Source organism: Streptomyces sp. NPDC054770, from assembly GCF_053611985.1.
The window spans coordinates 1-14312 of sequence record NZ_JBSHBL010000075.1; the positions used below are offsets into that span (position 1 = coordinate 1).

At 71.2% G+C, this 14312-nt stretch carries 16 protein-coding genes; 7 read left to right on the forward strand and 9 right to left on the reverse strand.

From position 1 onward, the window contains the following. Window positions 1-523 precede the first annotated feature (523 nt). Window positions 524-1732, forward strand: coding sequence for a phosphoserine phosphatase SerB (gene serB / locus ACWGKQ_RS41280; protein ID WP_453297180.1), 1209 nt, complete (start codon window positions 524-526; stop codon window positions 1730-1732). 146 nt (window positions 1733-1878) lie between these two features. Here the strand turns inward: serB and ACWGKQ_RS41285 are convergent, their stop codons facing one another. From ACWGKQ_RS41285 to ACWGKQ_RS41300, 4 genes are all read right to left on the reverse strand, one after another. Then, window positions 1879-2397, reverse strand: coding sequence for a SixA phosphatase family protein (locus tag ACWGKQ_RS41285; RefSeq protein WP_453297181.1), 519 nt, complete (start codon window positions 2395-2397; stop codon window positions 1879-1881). A 79-nt stretch (window positions 2398-2476) separates the two neighbouring features. After that, window positions 2477-2683, reverse strand: a complete 207-nt coding sequence (locus tag ACWGKQ_RS41290; protein WP_453297182.1) for a hypothetical protein — start codon at window positions 2681-2683, stop codon at window positions 2477-2479. 167 nt (window positions 2684-2850) lie between these two features. After that, window positions 2851-2967 (reverse strand): SGM_5486 family transporter-associated protein, encoded by a 117-nt coding sequence (locus ACWGKQ_RS41295; RefSeq protein WP_089107830.1) that lies wholly within the window; start codon window positions 2965-2967, stop codon window positions 2851-2853. A gap of 170 nt (window positions 2968-3137) precedes the next feature. Continuing rightward, window positions 3138-4400, reverse strand: a complete 1263-nt coding sequence (locus ACWGKQ_RS41300; protein ID WP_453297183.1) for a CynX/NimT family MFS transporter — start codon at window positions 4398-4400, stop codon at window positions 3138-3140. A 166-nt stretch (window positions 4401-4566) separates the two neighbouring features. Between ACWGKQ_RS41300 and ACWGKQ_RS41305 the strand changes: the two genes are divergently transcribed. Further along, window positions 4567-5259 carry a FadR/GntR family transcriptional regulator gene (locus tag ACWGKQ_RS41305; RefSeq protein WP_453297184.1) on the forward strand — a complete coding sequence of 231 codons (693 nt, stop codon included), beginning with the start codon at window positions 4567-4569 and terminating at the stop codon, window positions 5257-5259. Here the strand turns inward: ACWGKQ_RS41305 and ACWGKQ_RS41310 are convergent. The 3 genes from ACWGKQ_RS41310 to fabG form a co-directional block, all read right to left on the reverse strand. After that, window positions 5237-5587: a hypothetical protein gene (locus ACWGKQ_RS41310; RefSeq protein WP_453297185.1), complete on the reverse strand. Its 351-nt coding sequence runs from the start codon at window positions 5585-5587 to the stop codon at window positions 5237-5239. The two genes, ACWGKQ_RS41305 and ACWGKQ_RS41310, sit on opposite strands and share 23 nt — an antisense overlap. A 162-nt stretch (window positions 5588-5749) precedes the next feature. Next, window positions 5750-6517 (reverse strand): enoyl-ACP reductase FabI, encoded by a 768-nt coding sequence (fabI, locus tag ACWGKQ_RS41315; RefSeq protein ID WP_046727988.1) that lies wholly within the window; start codon window positions 6515-6517, stop codon window positions 5750-5752. A 5-nt stretch (window positions 6518-6522) separates the two neighbouring features. Continuing rightward, window positions 6523-7242: a 3-oxoacyl-[acyl-carrier-protein] reductase gene (gene fabG, locus ACWGKQ_RS41320; protein ID WP_453297186.1), complete on the reverse strand. Its 720-nt coding sequence runs from the start codon at window positions 7240-7242 to the stop codon at window positions 6523-6525. 197 nt (window positions 7243-7439) lie between these two features. On the opposite strand from fabG, the gene ACWGKQ_RS41325 reads away from it, so the two are divergent. The 3 genes from ACWGKQ_RS41325 to tyrS all read left to right on the forward strand — a co-directional run bounded on the left by ACWGKQ_RS41325 (window position 7440) and on the right by tyrS (window position 11827). After that, window positions 7440-9002: a TldD/PmbA family protein gene (locus ACWGKQ_RS41325; protein ID WP_453297187.1), complete on the forward strand. Its 1563-nt coding sequence runs from the start codon at window positions 7440-7442 to the stop codon at window positions 9000-9002. Window positions 9003-9084: 82 nt separating this feature from the next. Continuing rightward, the gene (locus ACWGKQ_RS41330) at window positions 9085-10479 is read left to right on the forward strand and encodes a metallopeptidase TldD-related protein (RefSeq protein WP_453297188.1); all 1395 of its coding nucleotides are present in this window, start codon (window positions 9085-9087) and stop codon (window positions 10477-10479) included. A 79-nt stretch (window positions 10480-10558) separates the two neighbouring features. Then, complete coding sequence (gene tyrS, locus ACWGKQ_RS41335; RefSeq protein ID WP_453297189.1) at window positions 10559-11827, forward strand: tyrosine--tRNA ligase; 1269 nt, start codon at window positions 10559-10561, stop codon at window positions 11825-11827. Window positions 11828-11911: 84 nt separating this feature from the next. On the opposite strand, the gene ACWGKQ_RS41340 is transcribed toward tyrS, so the two are convergent. Beyond that, window positions 11912-12190 carry a GlsB/YeaQ/YmgE family stress response membrane protein gene (locus ACWGKQ_RS41340; protein WP_453297190.1) on the reverse strand — a complete coding sequence of 93 codons (279 nt, stop codon included), beginning with the start codon at window positions 12188-12190 and terminating at the stop codon, window positions 11912-11914. Window positions 12191-12435: 245 nt separating this feature from the next. On the opposite strand from ACWGKQ_RS41340, the gene ACWGKQ_RS41345 reads away from it, so the two are divergent. Continuing rightward, entirely contained in the window at window positions 12436-12837 is a 402-nt protein-coding gene (locus ACWGKQ_RS41345) for a DUF3099 domain-containing protein (RefSeq protein ID WP_453297191.1), read from the forward strand. A 224-nt stretch (window positions 12838-13061) separates the two neighbouring features. Continuing rightward, window positions 13062-13271, forward strand: coding sequence for a hypothetical protein (locus ACWGKQ_RS41350; RefSeq protein WP_453297192.1), 210 nt, complete (start codon window positions 13062-13064; stop codon window positions 13269-13271). Between the two features lie 18 nt (window positions 13272-13289). On the opposite strand, the gene moaA is transcribed toward ACWGKQ_RS41350, so the two are convergent. Further along, the gene (moaA, locus tag ACWGKQ_RS41355) at window positions 13290-14279 is read right to left on the reverse strand and encodes a GTP 3',8-cyclase MoaA (RefSeq protein WP_453297193.1); all 990 of its coding nucleotides are present in this window, start codon (window positions 14277-14279) and stop codon (window positions 13290-13292) included. Between the last annotated feature and the right edge of the window lie 33 nt (window positions 14280-14312).

Below are 14312 nucleotides of genomic sequence, written 5' to 3' on the forward strand. Positions count from 1 at the left end.
CACCGGAGGAGAGCCGGCCGGGTGGCGGCGGGGACCCCTCCGACGTACCGCCGCCCGGCCCGGGCGATGTGTACGGCGCTCCCACCATGGCCCGGCCGATGGACCCGCCGCCCCGCTCCTCGCGACCCCGGCCGGGCGCACCGCGCCCCGACGGGTCCCAGGGCGGCCCCAGCGCCGGGCCACCGCCACCGCCCCCTCCCCCACCGCCTCCTCCCCCACCGCCTCCGCGCCCGCCCAGGCGGCCCCAGCGATGAGGCCGGGCGCCGGGTCGGGCGCCGAGTGGGGCGGCTGCGGCTGCGGCTGCGTGGATCATGGCGTCGTCCGCCGTGCGCGTGTCCCGGTACTGAACCGTGCGTGAAGACACGGCCGGGTGCGCTCCCTCTCCGGCCGCCGGCATCGCACGCACGTTCGCCCGTAGCCCGGAATCAAAGCGTCCGACACCGGACCGACACCTATTGTTCCGTGTCCGTCAGACGGACCACCTGCGCCGCAGGCACTGGGTGCCGGTTACGGTGGTTACACCATGAGCGATCCGCAGACCTCCGAGGTCCCCACTCTCCTCGTCAAGATTTTCGGCAAGGACAGGCCGGGCATCACGGCCGGCCTCTTCGACACTCTTGCCGCCTACATGGTCGACGTGGTCGACATCGAGCAGGTCGTGACGCGAGGCCGCCTGGTGCTGTGCGCGCTCGTGACCCAGCCCCCGGCGGGGCTGGAGGGCGACCTGCGGGCGACCGTGCACAGCTGGGCCGAGTCGATGAAGATGCAGGCGGAGATCATCTCCGGCCGCGGCGACAACCGCCCGCGCGGCCTCGGCCGTTCCCTGGTCACCGTCCTCGGCCACCCCCTGACCGCCGAGTCGACGGCCGCCATCGCCGCCCGGATCGCCAAGACCGGCGGCAACATCGACCGCATCTTCCGGCTCGCCAAGTACCCGGTGACGGCCGTCGAGTTCGCGGTGTCCGGGGTGGAGACCGAGCCGCTGCGCACCGCCCTGGCCTCGGACGCGGCCGAGCTCGGCGTGGACATCGCAGTGGTGGCGGCGGGTCTGCACCGGCGGGCCCAGCGGCTGGTCGTCATGGACGTGGACTCGACGCTCATCCAGGACGAGGTGATCGAGCTCTTCGCCGCGCACGCCGGCTGCGAGGACCGGGTCGCCGAGGTGACGGCGGCCGCGATGCGCGGCGAGCTGGACTTCGAACAGTCGCTGCACGCGCGCGTGGCGCTGCTGAAGGGGCTGGACGAGTCGGTCGTGCAGAAGGTGCGCGCCGAGGTGCGGCTGACACCGGGCGCACGGACCCTGATCCGTACGCTGAAGCGGCTCGGCTACCAAGTCGGCGTCGTCTCGGGCGGTTTCACCCAGGTGACCGACGATCTGAAGGAGCGGCTGGGGCTGGACTTCGCCCAGGCCAACACGCTGGAGATCGTCGACGGGAAGCTGACCGGCCGGGTGACCGGCGAGATCGTGGACCGGGCGGGCAAGGCCCGGCTGCTGCGCCGGTTCGCCGCCGAGGCGGGTGTGCCGCTGGTGCAGACGGTGGCCATCGGCGACGGCGCCAATGACCTGGACATGCTGAACGCGGCCGGTCTCGGTGTCGCCTTCAACGCCAAGCCGGTGGTCCGCGAGGCCGCGCACACCGCGGTGAACTTCCCGTTCCTGGACACGGTCCTGTATCTGCTGGGCGTCACCCGAGAAGAGGTCGAGGCGGCCGACAGCCTCGACGAGAGCTGATCCGTCCGGCCGATCCGGACATGGCGATCCGGACACGGCGATCCACGCACGCCGACCCGACACTCCGGTCCGGCCGCGAGGGGCCTGGCACCGTCTCCACGGTGCCGGGCCCCTCTGCGTGCCACGTCAGTGGTGGTGCGGTGGTCTCATTCGGAGGGTGCCCAGTAGTCCGTGAGCGTGGCCACGCCGGGCTCCAGGGCCTTCCAGGATCCCTCGTGCGTCAGGACGGCGAAGGCGGCGGCGGGAAAGCCCCGGCGGTTCATCCGCTCGCGGGCCTCGTCCTCGGCACTGCCGGCGAGGATCTCGGCCAGGCCGTGCACGCCGGGGTTGTGACCGATGAGGATCACGTTCTGTACATCGTCGGGCACCTCGTTGAGCACGGCGATCAGCTCGCCCGGCGAGGCCTCGTACATCCGCTCCTCGTAGACGGTTTTCGGCCGGTGCGCGAGCTCGTGAACGGCGAGCTTCCAGGTCTCCAGGGTACGCACGGAGGTGGAGCACAGGGCCAGGTCGAAGGTGATGCCGCTGTCCGCCAGCTTGCGTCCGGCGACGGCGGCGTCCGTTCGGCCCCGGTCAGCAAGGGGTCGCTCGTGATCGGTCACCTGTGGCCAGTCGGCTTTCGCATGGCGGAAGAGGACAATCCTGCGGGGATCTGCGACGCTCATGGCACCCAGCTTCGCATGAAACAGGCCATCAGGCGCAGGTAGTTGACATGCGGCTTCACCCTGCCCGGAGGGGCGGCGGCTAGCGGGTGACGAACTGCTGGACACGCTCGAAGAGGTGGGTGACGGCGGGGTCGCCGGTGGCCGCGTGGGCGTCCGCCGGGTTGAGTATGAGAATCAGCAGGGCGACGAAGGCGAGCGCGGGAAGAGCGAGCGCCCACCAGGGGAGCCGGATGTCGACGCTGCCCGGGGTCGCCGGGTGGGGCCGGGTGTGCGTTAGGGCCGGCATGATCGCCTCCGCGGGTCTCCGGGGTCCGTCGGCCGCCCTCGCGGCCACACCTCGAAATTACGGAATCCGCGGTCGCCAACCCATCCGGTGACCCACCCACTTGACCCTGACCCTCACCCCCTAGGGGATGGTGGGGCTAGCCCCACCATCGGCTGCGGGGGCGGTGGTCAGGGTGACGCGAGGGTCGCGATGACGGCGATGACGATGAAGATGGCGAAGAACGAGCCGAAGACGATCAGCATCTTCTTCTGACCGTTCTGGGGGTTCGGGTCGAGCACTGGCATGGGGTCAGTCTGGCACCCCCGGAAGGGGACGGACCGGGCGGGGTGGCCGCGACACGGGCCCCGGGGGCCAACGGGGCCGAGGGGGCCGAGGGGGGGCAACGAGGCCGACGAGGGCCCAGGCGGGGCCGAGGGGGGCGGTGCGGCTTCCGGTGGCCCTGGCCGCCCGGACCTCACGCGGCCGCGGCCGCCTCGTCCTCCACCGTGCGGTCACGGCCCGCCAGGACCCCGACCGCCATCTGCGGGATCATCAGGCCGACCATGAGGGCGATCGGCAGGCCCCAGCCGCCGCTGTGCTGGTAGAGCACGCCCACCAGCAGCGGTCCGGGGATGGAGATCAGGTATCCGGCGCTCTGGGCGAAGGCGGAGAGCTGGACGACGCCCGCGCCGGTCCTGGCCCGCATCCCGACCATGGTGAGGGCCAGCGGGAAGGCGCAGTTCGAGACGCCGAGCAGGACGGCCCAGGCCCAGGCGCCGCCGGCGGGCGCGAGGTACAGGCCGGCGTATCCGGCGAGGCCGCAGACGCCGAGCGCGATCACGATCGGGCCCTGGTGCGGCAGCCGGGTGGCCAGGCGCGGGATGACGAAGGCCAGCGGTACGCCCATCACCATGGTGACGGCCAGCAGCAGCCCCGCCGTGCTCGCGGAGACGCCCGCGTCCCGGAAGATCTGCGCCATCCAGCCCATCGTGATGTAGGCGGCGGTGGCCTGGAGTCCGAAGAACACCGCGAGCGCCCAGGCGGTGCGGCTGCGGGTGATCCGCAGGGCGGGCGGCTGCCGCTCCGCACGCGCGCGTGTCCCGGCCTCGGCCTCCGGGGCCGGCGCCGTTCCCCGGTCCCGCACCAGCGGGATCCACGGCAGCACCGCGACCGCCGCGAGCCCGGCCCACACGGCCAGTCCGCTCTGCCAGCCGCCGCCCAGCGCGTCTGTGATGGGCACGGTCACCGCGGCGGCCACCGAGGTGCCCGCGGCGAGGGCCATCGAGTACAGGCCGGTCATGGGGCCGACCCGGTCGGGGAACCAGCGCTTGACGATGACCGGCATCAGCACGTTGCTGACCGCGATGCCCATGAGCGCGAGCGCGCTGCCGGCCAGGAACCCGGCCGTGCTCCCGGCGTACGGCCGTATCAGCAGGCCGGCCGTGATGGCCACCATGCCGGCGCAGACCACGGCCGCCGGGCCGAAGCGGCGGGCCAGGCGGGGGGCCGTGAAGCCGAAGACGGCGAAGCAGAGCGGGGGCACGGAGGTGAGCAGTCCGGCCACGCTGCCGCTCATGCCGAGGCCGTCGCGGACCTCCTCCAGGAGGGCACCGAGGCTGGTGATGGCGGGTCGGAGGTTGACGGCGGACAGCACGATGCCGATGACGACCAGCCGCGCCGTCCACGCGCGCGTGGCGGTCGCGGGGCTCCTGTCGGACGCCGTCGTCCGTGCTGTCATCGGGGCCGTCTTCCTGACTGTCGTCCTGGCTGTCGTAGAGCTCGTGGTGTCGGTTTCCTCGCCTGCCATGAGGCCCATCATAGAATCATGGGATGATTTATTGTCCATCTCCGTCCCCGGGCAGGCCCGGCCGCCCCTGTCGGGCCCTCACGTGCGAAGGTGTGTCATGCCTCTGAGCCATCCGCGCCGCTCGGCGCTGTCCGAGCAGGTCATCGCCGAGTTGCGGAACCAGATCACCTCGGGCGAGTGGCCGGTGGGCTCGCGCATCCCGACCGAGCCGGAGCTGGTCGAGCAGCTCGGGGTGGCCCGCAACACCGTCCGGGAGGCCGTCCGGGCGCTGGCGCACAACGGCCTGCTGGACATCCGCCAGGGCTCGGGGACGTACGTGGCGGCGACCAGTGAGCTGGCCGGCGTGATGCACCGCCGGTTCGCCGGTGCCGACCCCCGGCACATCGCCGAGCTGCGCTCCACCCTGGAGTCGTCGGCCGCCCGGCTGGCCGCGGCCCGTCGCACCGAGAAGGACCTCAGGCAGCTCGACGCCCTCCTGGCGCGCCGCGAGCAGGCCTGGCGGTCGGGCGAGGCGGAGGCCTTCGTGACGGCGGACGCGACCCTGCACCTGGCCGTGGTGGCCGCCTCGCACAACGACGTGCTGACGGCGATGTACGCCGACCTGGGCGAGGTGCTGCGGGAATGGCTGCGCGCGGACGTCGGCGCCGAGCTGACGCCGCAGTCGTACATGGACCACACCCGGCTGGTCGAGGCGATCCGCGCGGGCGACGCGGACGCGGCCGCGAAGGAGGCGGCGAGCTACCCGTTCCTGTGCCGTCCGGACCGGTTCAGCTCACCTTCTGGTGGCTGACCCACACCGCGCGGACGTCCTTCCAGCAGCGGCCGGCGAGCCGTACGGTCAGCGCCGGGCCGGTATCGACCGGGGAGCCGTCGGTGTCGATGTCCCACCACTGGGCGCACTCGATGTGCAGCCGGACCCGGTCGGTGTCGACATAGGGGTTGTGGCAGTAGGCCACCACGTGGGATCCGCGGACGGTGGTCCGGCAGGACGCGCCGAACAGCTCCGGGGCCGGCCTGTGCCCGCTCGGCACGCGCGCGTGGCACTCCGCGTCGTACGGCAGCGACAGCACGAGGGCGAGGGCCAGGGTCACCGGGGCCAGGCTGCGGGACAGGCGCACAAGGGGACCTCCTCGGCCGGGCTGGGGAGGGACGTCGCGCGGTGAACGCTCGCTCCACGCGTGTTCCAGGATGCGCCGCCGGGGCGGCGACGGCCCGGCCGGTGGGCCGAACGGGTGAGGCCCGCACCCTTGCGGGATGCGGGCCTCGGGAGTCCGTGCGGGTCAGGCGCCGATGGCGTGCAGACCGCCGTCCACGTGGATGATCTCGCCGGTGGTCTTCGGGAACCAGTCGCTCAGCAGGGCCACGATGCCCTTGCCGGCCGGCTCGGGGTCCTTGAGGTCCCACTCCAGCGGGGAGCGGTGGTCCCAGACGGCGGCCAGGTCGCTGAAGCCCGGGATGGACTTGGCGGCCATGGAGCCGATCGGACCGGCGGAGATGAGGTTGCAGCGGATGTTCTGCTTGCCCAGGTCGCGTGCGATGTAGCGGCTGGTGGCCTCCAGGGCGGCCTTGGCCGGGCCCATCCAGTCGTACTGCGGCCAGGCGTACTGGGCGTCGAAGGTGAGGCCGACGACCGAGCCGCCGTTCTGCATCAGCGGCAGGCAGGCCATGGTCAGCGACTTCAGGGAGTACGCGGAGACGTGCATGGCGGTGGCGACGGACTCGAACGGCGTGTTGAGGAAGTTGCCGCCGAGCGCGTCCTGCGGGGCGAAGCCGATGGAGTGGACGACGCCGTCGAGGCCGCCGAGCTCCTCGCCGACGAGGTCGGCAAGGCGGCCGAGGTGCTCGTCGTTCGTCACGTCGAGCTCGATGACCTTGGTGGGCTTCGGCAGCTTCTTGGCGATGCGCTCGGTCAGCGTGGGCCGCGGGAACGCGGTGAGGATGATCTCGGCACCCTGCTCCTGGGCCAGCTTGGCCGCGTGGAAGGCGATGGAGGACTCCATCAGCACACCCGTGATCAGGATGCGCTTGCCCTCGAGGATTCCACTCATGGTGATCAGTGACCCATTCCCAGTCCGCCGTCAACGGGGATGACGGCTCCAGTGATGTACGAGGCGTCGTCCGAGGCGAGGAACCGCACCGTCGCGGCGATCTCCTCGGGCTCCGCGTACCGGCCGAGCGGCACCTGCGACACGATGGCGGCGCGCTGCTCGTCGGTGAGCACCTTGGTCATGTCGGTGTCGACGAAGCCGGGCGCGACGACGTTGAAGGTGATGTTGCGCGAGCCCAGCTCACGGGCGAGGGAGCGCGCGAAGCCGACCAGGGCGGCCTTGGAGGCGGCGTAGTTGGCCTGACCGGGGCCGCCGTAGAGGCCGACGACCGAGGAGATGAGGACGACGCGGCCCTTCTTGGCGCGCAGCATGCCGCGGTTGGCGCGCTTGACCACCCGGAAGGTGCCGGTGAGGTTGGTGTCCAGGACCGAGGTGAAGTCCTCCTCGGACATGCGCATCAGGAGCGTGTCCTTGGTGATGCCGGCGTTGGCGATCAGGACCTCGACCGGGCCGTGCGCGTCCTCGATCTCCTTGTAGGCCTGCTCCACCTGCTCGGAGTCGGTGATGTCGCACTTGACGGCCAGGACGCCCAGTTCCTTGAGCACGGCCGGCGGCTCACCGGAGCGGTACGTGACGGCAACCTTGTCGCCGTTGTCGGCGAAAGCGCGGGCGATGGCGAGGCCGATGCCCCGGTTGCCTCCAGTGACGAGAACCGAGCGGCTCAACGGATCACCCTTTCGTTCGGTCTGACCACCCGCCCGAGCAGCTGGCACGACAGGCGGCTTCATCGAAAACCTATCGGTCCCGCCACGCCCACGGGCAAGCGGGCACCGACAGTGGCTCGGGAGTGTCGCTGTCGGATCCCTACAGAAAGGCCCGACGCCGGGCCGAAACCTGTGGTCCGCGCGCCCGCGGGCGCGACATGATCGGACGGACAGGCCACGACAGCAGGGAGACCTCCGTGCCTCATTCCATCGACGAAGCCTTCACGGCGCTTCCGCTACGGGCTCTGGCCGACGCCGCGCTGGCACGCGCGCGTGCGCTGGGGGCCGAGCACGCGGACTTCCGCTTCGAGCGGGTGCGCAGCGCGTCCTGGCGGCTCAGGGACGCCAAGCCCGCCGGCTCCTCGGACACCACCGACCTCGGGTACGCGGTCCGGGTCGTGCACGGCGGTACCTGGGGCTTCGCGTCGGGGGTGGACCTGACCCTCGACGCGGCCGCCAAGGTCGCCTCCCAGGCGGTGGCGATGGCGAAGCTCTCGGCGCAGGTCATCAAGGCCGCTGGATCCGACGAGCGGGTACAGCTGGCCGACGAGCCGGTACACGCGGACAAGACCTGGATCTCGTCGTACGAGATCGATCCGTTCAGCGTGCCGGACGAGGAGAAGTCGGCGCTGCTCGCGGAGTGGAGCGCGCGGCTGCTGGCGGCGAACGGCGTCAACCACGTCGACGCGTCGCTGCTCACCGTGCACGAGAACAAGTTCTACGCCGACACCGCCGGGACCGTGACGACCCAGCAGCGGGTGCGGCTGCATCCGCAGCTGACGGCCGTGTCGGTCGACGAGTCCAGTGGCGAGTTCGACTCGATGCGGACCATCGCGCCGCCGGTCGGCCGCGGCTGGGAGTACCTCACCGGCACCGGCTGGAACTGGGACGCCGAGCTGGAGCAGATCCCGGAGCTGCTGGCCGAGAAGATGCGGGCGCCGAGCGTCGAGGCGGGTCTGTACGACCTGGTGGTCGATCCCTCCAACCTGTGGCTGACCATCCACGAGTCGATCGGCCACGCCACCGAGCTGGACCGCGCGCTCGGCTACGAGGCCGCCTACGCCGGCACCTCCTTCGCCACCTTCGACCAGCTCGGCAAGCTCAGGTACGGCTCCGACCTGATGAACGTCACCGGCGACCGCACCGCCGAGCACGGCCTGGCGACCATCGGGTACGACGACGAGGGCGTCGCGGCCCAGTCCTGGGACCTGGTCAAGGACGGCACGCTGGTCGGCTACCAGCTGGACCGCCGGATCGCGCGGCTGACCGGCTTCGACCGCTCCAACGGGTGCGCGTACGCCGACTCCCCCGGGCACGTCCCCGTGCAGCGCATGGCCAACGTGTCGCTGCAGCCGGACCCGGGCGGGCTGGCGACGGAGGACCTGATCGGCGGGGTCGACCGCGGGATCTACGTGGTCGGCGACCGCTCCTGGTCGATCGACATGCAGCGCTACAACTTCCAGTTCACCGGCCAGCGGTTCTTCAGGATCGAGAACGGCAGGATCACCGGACAGCTGCGCGATGTCGCCTACCAGGCGACGACCACCGACTTCTGGGGCTCCATGGCGGCCGTCGGCGGCCCCCAGACGTACGTCCTCGGCGGCGCCTTCAACTGCGGCAAGGCCCAGCCGGGACAGGTCGCCGCGGTGTCGCACGGCTGCCCCTCGGCCCTCTTCAAGGGCGTCAACATCCTCAACACCACTCAGGAGGCCGGTCGATGAGCGTCAGTGCAGGACTCGGCCGGGGGTCCGGGGGTTGCCACCCGGGAAAGCACAGTCTCAACACCACGCAGGAGGCCGGTCGATGAGTGCCCGTAGCAACAAGCCGCACGAGATCGTCGAGCGTGCTCTGGAACTGTCCCGGGCCGACGGCTGCGTGGTCATCGCCGACGAGCAGTCCACCGCCAACCTGCGCTGGGCCGGCAACGCGCTCACCACCAACGGTGTCACGCGCGGGCGTTCGCTCACCGTCGTCGCCACCGTGGACGGCAAGGAGGGCACGGCCTCGGGTGTCGTCTCCCGGTCGGCCGTGACCGCCGACGACCTGGAGCCGCTGGTGCGGGCCGCCGAGGCCGCCGCGCGCGGTGCCGGGCCCGCGGAGGACGCCCAGCCGCTGGTCACCGGTGTACCGGAGGCTCCGGACTTCACGGACGCGCCCGCCGAGACCTCCTCCGCCGTGTTCGCCGACTTCGCCCCGGCGCTCGGCGATGCCTTCGCACGCGCGCGTGCCGGCGGCCGCGAACTGTACGGCTTCGCCAACCACGAACTCGTGTCGACGTACGTGGGCACCTCGACCGGGCTGCGGCTCAGGCACGACCAGCCCACCGGCACGCTGGAGCTGAACGCCAAGTCGCCGGACCGTACCCGCTCCGCCTGGGCCGGGCGGTCCACGCGGGACTTCAAGGACGTCGACCCCGGCGCGCTCGACGCCGAGCTCGCGGTACGGCTCGGCTGGGCCGAGCGGCGCGTGGACCTGCCGGCCGGCCGCTACGAGACGCTGCTGCCGCCGACCGCCGTCGCCGACCTGCTGATCTACCAGCTGTGGTCGGCGTCCGGGCGGGACGCGGCCGAGGGCCGCACGGTGTTCTCCAAGCCGGGCGGCGGCACCCGCGTCGGCGAGAAGCTGACCGACCTGCCGCTGACCCTGCGCAGCGACCCGAACGAGCCGGGCCTGGAGTCGGCGCCCTTCGTCGTCGCGCACTCCTCCGGCGGGGACCAGTCGGTCTTCGACAACGGGCTGCCGGTCGCCCCCACCGAGTGGGTCGCGCGCGGTGAGCTGAAGAACCTGACGACCACCCGGCACAGCGCCGGCCTGACCGGGCTGCCGGTGGCCCCGGCCGGCGGCAACCTGATCCTCGACGGCGGCCAGGACCGCTCCCTGGACGAGATGGTCGCGGACACCGAGCGCGGGCTGCTGCTGACCTGCCTCTGGTACATCCGCGAGGTCGACCCGGCGACGCTGCTGCTCACGGGCCTGACCCGGGACGGCGTGTACCTGGTGGAGAACGGCCAGGTCACCGGACAGGTGAACAACTTCCGGTTCAACGAGTCGCCGGTGGACCTGCTGGGGCGGGCGACCGAGGCCGGGCGCACGGAAAAGACGCTGCCGAGGGAGTGGAGCGACTGGTTCACTAGGGCTGCGATGCCCGCGCTGCGCGTGCCCGACTTCAATATGAGCTCTGTCAGTCAGGGCGTATAACCTCGTAGCCGGTGGTCGCACGACTACCCGAAGATCATCCAGAGATCTGCCGAAGATCGCTCAAGGAGATACGAGAACCGTGACGGACATCGTCGACGAGCTGAAGTGGCGGGGGCTGTTCGCCCTGTCCACCGACGAGGACGCTTTGCGCAAGGCGCTCGCGGACGGTCCCGTCACGTTCTATTGCGGTTTCGACCCGACCGCGCCGTCCCTGCACGTCGGGCACCTGGTGCAGGTGCTCACCGTGCGCCGGCTCCAGCAGGCCGGTCACCGGCCGCTGGCGCTGGTGGGCGGTGCGACGGGCCTGATCGGCGACCCGCGCCCGACGGCTGAGCGCACGCTCAACGACCCCGAGACGGTCGCCGGCTGGGTCGGCAGGCTGCGCGCCCAGATCGAGCCGTTCCTGTCCTTCGAGGGCCAGAACGCGGCCGTCATGGTCAACAACCTCGACTGGACCGAGGGCCTGTCCGCGATCGAGTTCCTGCGGGACATCGGCAAGCACTTCCGCGTCAACAAGATGCTGACCAAGGACTCCGTGGCCCGCCGCCTGGAGTCCGACCAGGGCATCAGCTACACGGAGTTCAGCTACCAGATCCTCCAGGGCATGGACTTCCTCCAGCTGTTCCGGCGGTACGGCTGCACGCTGCAGCAGGGCGGCAGCGACCAGTGGGGCAACCTCACGGCGGGTCTGGACCTGATCCACCGTCTGGAGCCGCACGCCAGTGTGCACGCGCTGGCGACGCCGCTGATGACCAAGGCGGACGGTACGAAGTTCGGCAAGACCGAGGGCGGGGCCATCTGGCTCGACGCCGAGATGACGACGCCGTACGCGTTCTACCAGTTCTGGCTGAACGTGGACGACCGGGACATCTCGACGTACCTGCGGATCCTGTCCTTCAAGTCCCGTGCGGAGCTCGAGGAGCTGGAGAAGCAGACCGAGGAGCGTCCGCAGGCGCGGGCGGCTCAGCGGGCGCTGGCCGAGGAGCTGACGACGCTCGTCCATGGGGCCGACCAGACCGCCGCGGTGATCGCCGCGTCCAAGGCGCTGTTCGGGCAGGGCGAGCTGGCGGAGCTGGACGACCGGACGCTGGCCGCAGCACTGTCCGAGGTGCCGCATGTCCGGGTCGCCGAGCTGGGTCCGGTGGTCGACCTGTTCGCCGAGGTCGGGCTGGTGGCCTCCAAGTCCGCTGCGCGGCGGACCGTGAAGGAGGGCGGGGCCTACGTGAACAACGTGAAGGTGACCGCAGAGGACGCGGTGCCGGCCGTGGACGAGCTGCTGCACGGGCGGTGGCTGGTGCTGCGGCGGGGGAAGAAGAACCTGGCGGCCGTGGAGGTCGTCGGGTCCTGAGCGCCGTAGGGGTGCGGGGTCCGTTGTCGGCTGCGGGTTCGATGTGGCTGATCGCGCAGTTCCCCGCGCCCCTGACCGGGCGCTTCAGATGCGGTGCTTTCGCTTGCCCAGTGTCGCCATGTACGCCATGTCGCCCAGGAAGACGATGATGATCGCCGCCACCAGCTGGAACAGGTGACGGGTCCAGTCGATGCCCGGTGTCGCCGCCACGCCCACCGCGCGGGCGATCGCGTTGCCGGCGATGGCGCCCAGGATGCCGAAGATGGTCGTCAGCCAGAGGGGGCTGTGCTGCTTGCCCGGGATGATCGCCTTCGCGATCAGGCCCAGCACGAAACCCACGATGATCGCCCACAACCAGCCCATGACTGCCTCCTCGTACGGCTCGACGTGAGCATTACGCCCAGTGTCGGCCCGTACCCCGTACGGCGCATGTCGGTACGGCCGTACGCGCTACGGCGCAGGGCGTTCACGCAGGCGGCAGGGCGACCCGGTCTCGAAGGCGGCGCAGGCGCGGCGTAACGTGGAAAGGGTCCTGGCCCGGTTCCCCGAGCGGGTGCGGACCGGGTAGGGGCCGGGGAGAGTCCGATGCGGGCGGATGGTGGAATGTGATGCGGAAGCAGCGCGGCGACGGCAACGTCCAGGTGTTCCGGATCACCGGAGCCCGCACCGGCCTGGCGGAGGACGTGCGCGGCCGGCAGCGGCGGTACGTCATCTCGATGGCCATCCGGACCATGTCGGTGATCCTCGCGGTGACGTTGTGGAACGTCGAACGGTACGTCGCCGTCGTGGCTTTGGTGCTCGGGGCGCTGCTCCCCTATGTCGCCGTCGTCATCGCCAACGCCGGACGGGAGCGGCCGCCGTCGCTTCCGTCGACCTTCGGGGTGGCGCCGACCCGGCTGATGATCGCACCGCCGCGGGCGGAGGCGACGCATGCGGAATCCGTCCCGGAGGACGTGGTGACGGACCCGGCGGCGGGGGCGGTGCGTGGTGAGCGGCCGGAGTCGGTCTGAGTGTCCGGACGCTCCGCGGACGGGCGGCGACTCCGCTCGAAGCTCAAGAAATGCTCAGATCAATCGTGCTGTTCCAGTGCCGGGCCAAGGGTGACCCGTGACATACTGCGTACGCGCTCCGCATCCCCCGTCGGAGCGACGGACCGACGCCGGGCAGCTCCCCCCGTGGCTGCTCGGCGTCGCCTTGTTTGCGGGGCTTTTTTGCGAGACTGCGAGACGAAGCAGTGAGTGACGCTATTTGTTCAGCGAAGGGCTGTCGCGCCGACGCGGTGTGGGTGCTGGCGTGGAACAACCCGAAGATCCACACGCCGGAGCGGCGCAAGACCTGGCTCGCCTGTGAGGAGCACCGGGAGCATCTCTCGCAGTTCCTGGGGGTGCGGGGGTTCTTGAAGGACGTCGTGCTGTTGCGGGAGTGGGAGTCACCCGCCGACTAGGCGGAGCATGGGCCCGGGCTAGCCTCCGATCGCGGACATCGGGCGGTCCGGCTGCACGAACGCCGGATCGTCCAGTCCGGCCCCCGCCTTCTTCCCCCACATGGCCAGCCTCCAGATGCGGGCGATCTCCTCGTCCGGCGCACCCGAGCGGAGCGCACCGCGCAGGTCCGTCTCCTCCCGGGCGAACAGGCAGGTCCGTATCTGGCCGTCGGCCGTGAGGCGGGTGCGGTCGCAGGCCGCGCAGAACGGGCGGGTGACCGAGGCGATGACGCCGACGCGGTGCGGGCCGCCGTCGACCAGCCAGCGCTCCGCCGGGGCCGAGCCGCGGTCGTCCGCGCCCTCGGGGGTGAGGCCGAAGCGGGTACGGAGCGAGGCGAGGATGTCCCCGGCCGTCACCATGCTGTCGCGCTTCCAACCGTGCTGGGCGTCCAGGGGCATCTGCTCGATGAAGCGCAGCTCGTAGCCGTGGGCCACGGCCCAGGCGAGGAGGTCGGGGGCCTCGTCCTCGTTCAGGCCGGGCATCAGGACCGTGTTGATCTTGACCGGGGTGAGGCCGGCTTCGTGGGCGGCCCGGAGGCCGTCCAGGACGTCCTGGTGGCGGTCGCGGCGGGTGAGGGTCTTGAAGACGTCCGGGCGGAGGGTGTCCAGGGAGACGTTGACCCGGTCCAGTCCGGCCGCCTTCAGGGCCGTCGCGGTGCGGCGCAGGCCGATGCCGTTGGTCGTCAGGGACATCTGGGGGCGGGGGGCCAGGGCCGCCACCCGCTCCACGATGCCGACCAGGCCGGGACGCAGCAGCGGCTCACCGCCGGTGAAGCGGACCTCCTCGACGCCCAGCAGGCGGACGGCGATGTCGATCAGCCGGACGATCTCGTCGTCCGTGAGCAGGTCGGGCTTGGCCAGCCACTGCAGGCCCTCCTCGGGCATGCAGTACGTACAGCGCAGGTTGCACCGGTCGGTCAGCGAGACTCTCAGGTCGGTGGCCACCCGGCCATAAGTGTCGATGAGCACGCGGGCCCCCTCCCTCGTTCCTGATCAGATCTC

Coding starts and splice junctions, on each gene's coding strand:
- serB (WP_453297180.1), top strand. CDS start 524: ATGAGCGATCCGCAGACCTCCGAGGTCCCCACTCTCCTCGTCAAGATT.
- ACWGKQ_RS41285 (WP_453297181.1), bottom strand. CDS start 2,397: ATGAGCGTCGCAGATCCCCGCAGGATTGTCCTCTTCCGCCATGCGAAA.
- ACWGKQ_RS41290 (WP_453297182.1), bottom strand. CDS start 2,683: ATGCCGGCCCTAACGCACACCCGGCCCCACCCGGCGACCCCGGGCAGC.
- ACWGKQ_RS41295 (WP_089107830.1), bottom strand. CDS start 2,967: ATGCCAGTGCTCGACCCGAACCCCCAGAACGGTCAGAAGAAGATGCTG.
- ACWGKQ_RS41300 (WP_453297183.1), bottom strand. CDS start 4,400: ATGACAGCACGGACGACGGCGTCCGACAGGAGCCCCGCGACCGCCACG.
- ACWGKQ_RS41305 (WP_453297184.1), top strand. CDS start 4,567: ATGCCTCTGAGCCATCCGCGCCGCTCGGCGCTGTCCGAGCAGGTCATC.
- fabI (WP_046727988.1), bottom strand. CDS start 6,517: ATGAGTGGAATCCTCGAGGGCAAGCGCATCCTGATCACGGGTGTGCTG.
- ACWGKQ_RS41325 (WP_453297187.1), top strand. CDS start 7,440: ATGATCGGACGGACAGGCCACGACAGCAGGGAGACCTCCGTGCCTCAT.
- ACWGKQ_RS41330 (WP_453297188.1), top strand. CDS start 9,085: ATGAGTGCCCGTAGCAACAAGCCGCACGAGATCGTCGAGCGTGCTCTG.
- ACWGKQ_RS41340 (WP_453297190.1), bottom strand. CDS start 12,190: ATGGGCTGGTTGTGGGCGATCATCGTGGGTTTCGTGCTGGGCCTGATC.
- ACWGKQ_RS41345 (WP_453297191.1), top strand. CDS start 12,436: ATGCGGAAGCAGCGCGGCGACGGCAACGTCCAGGTGTTCCGGATCACC.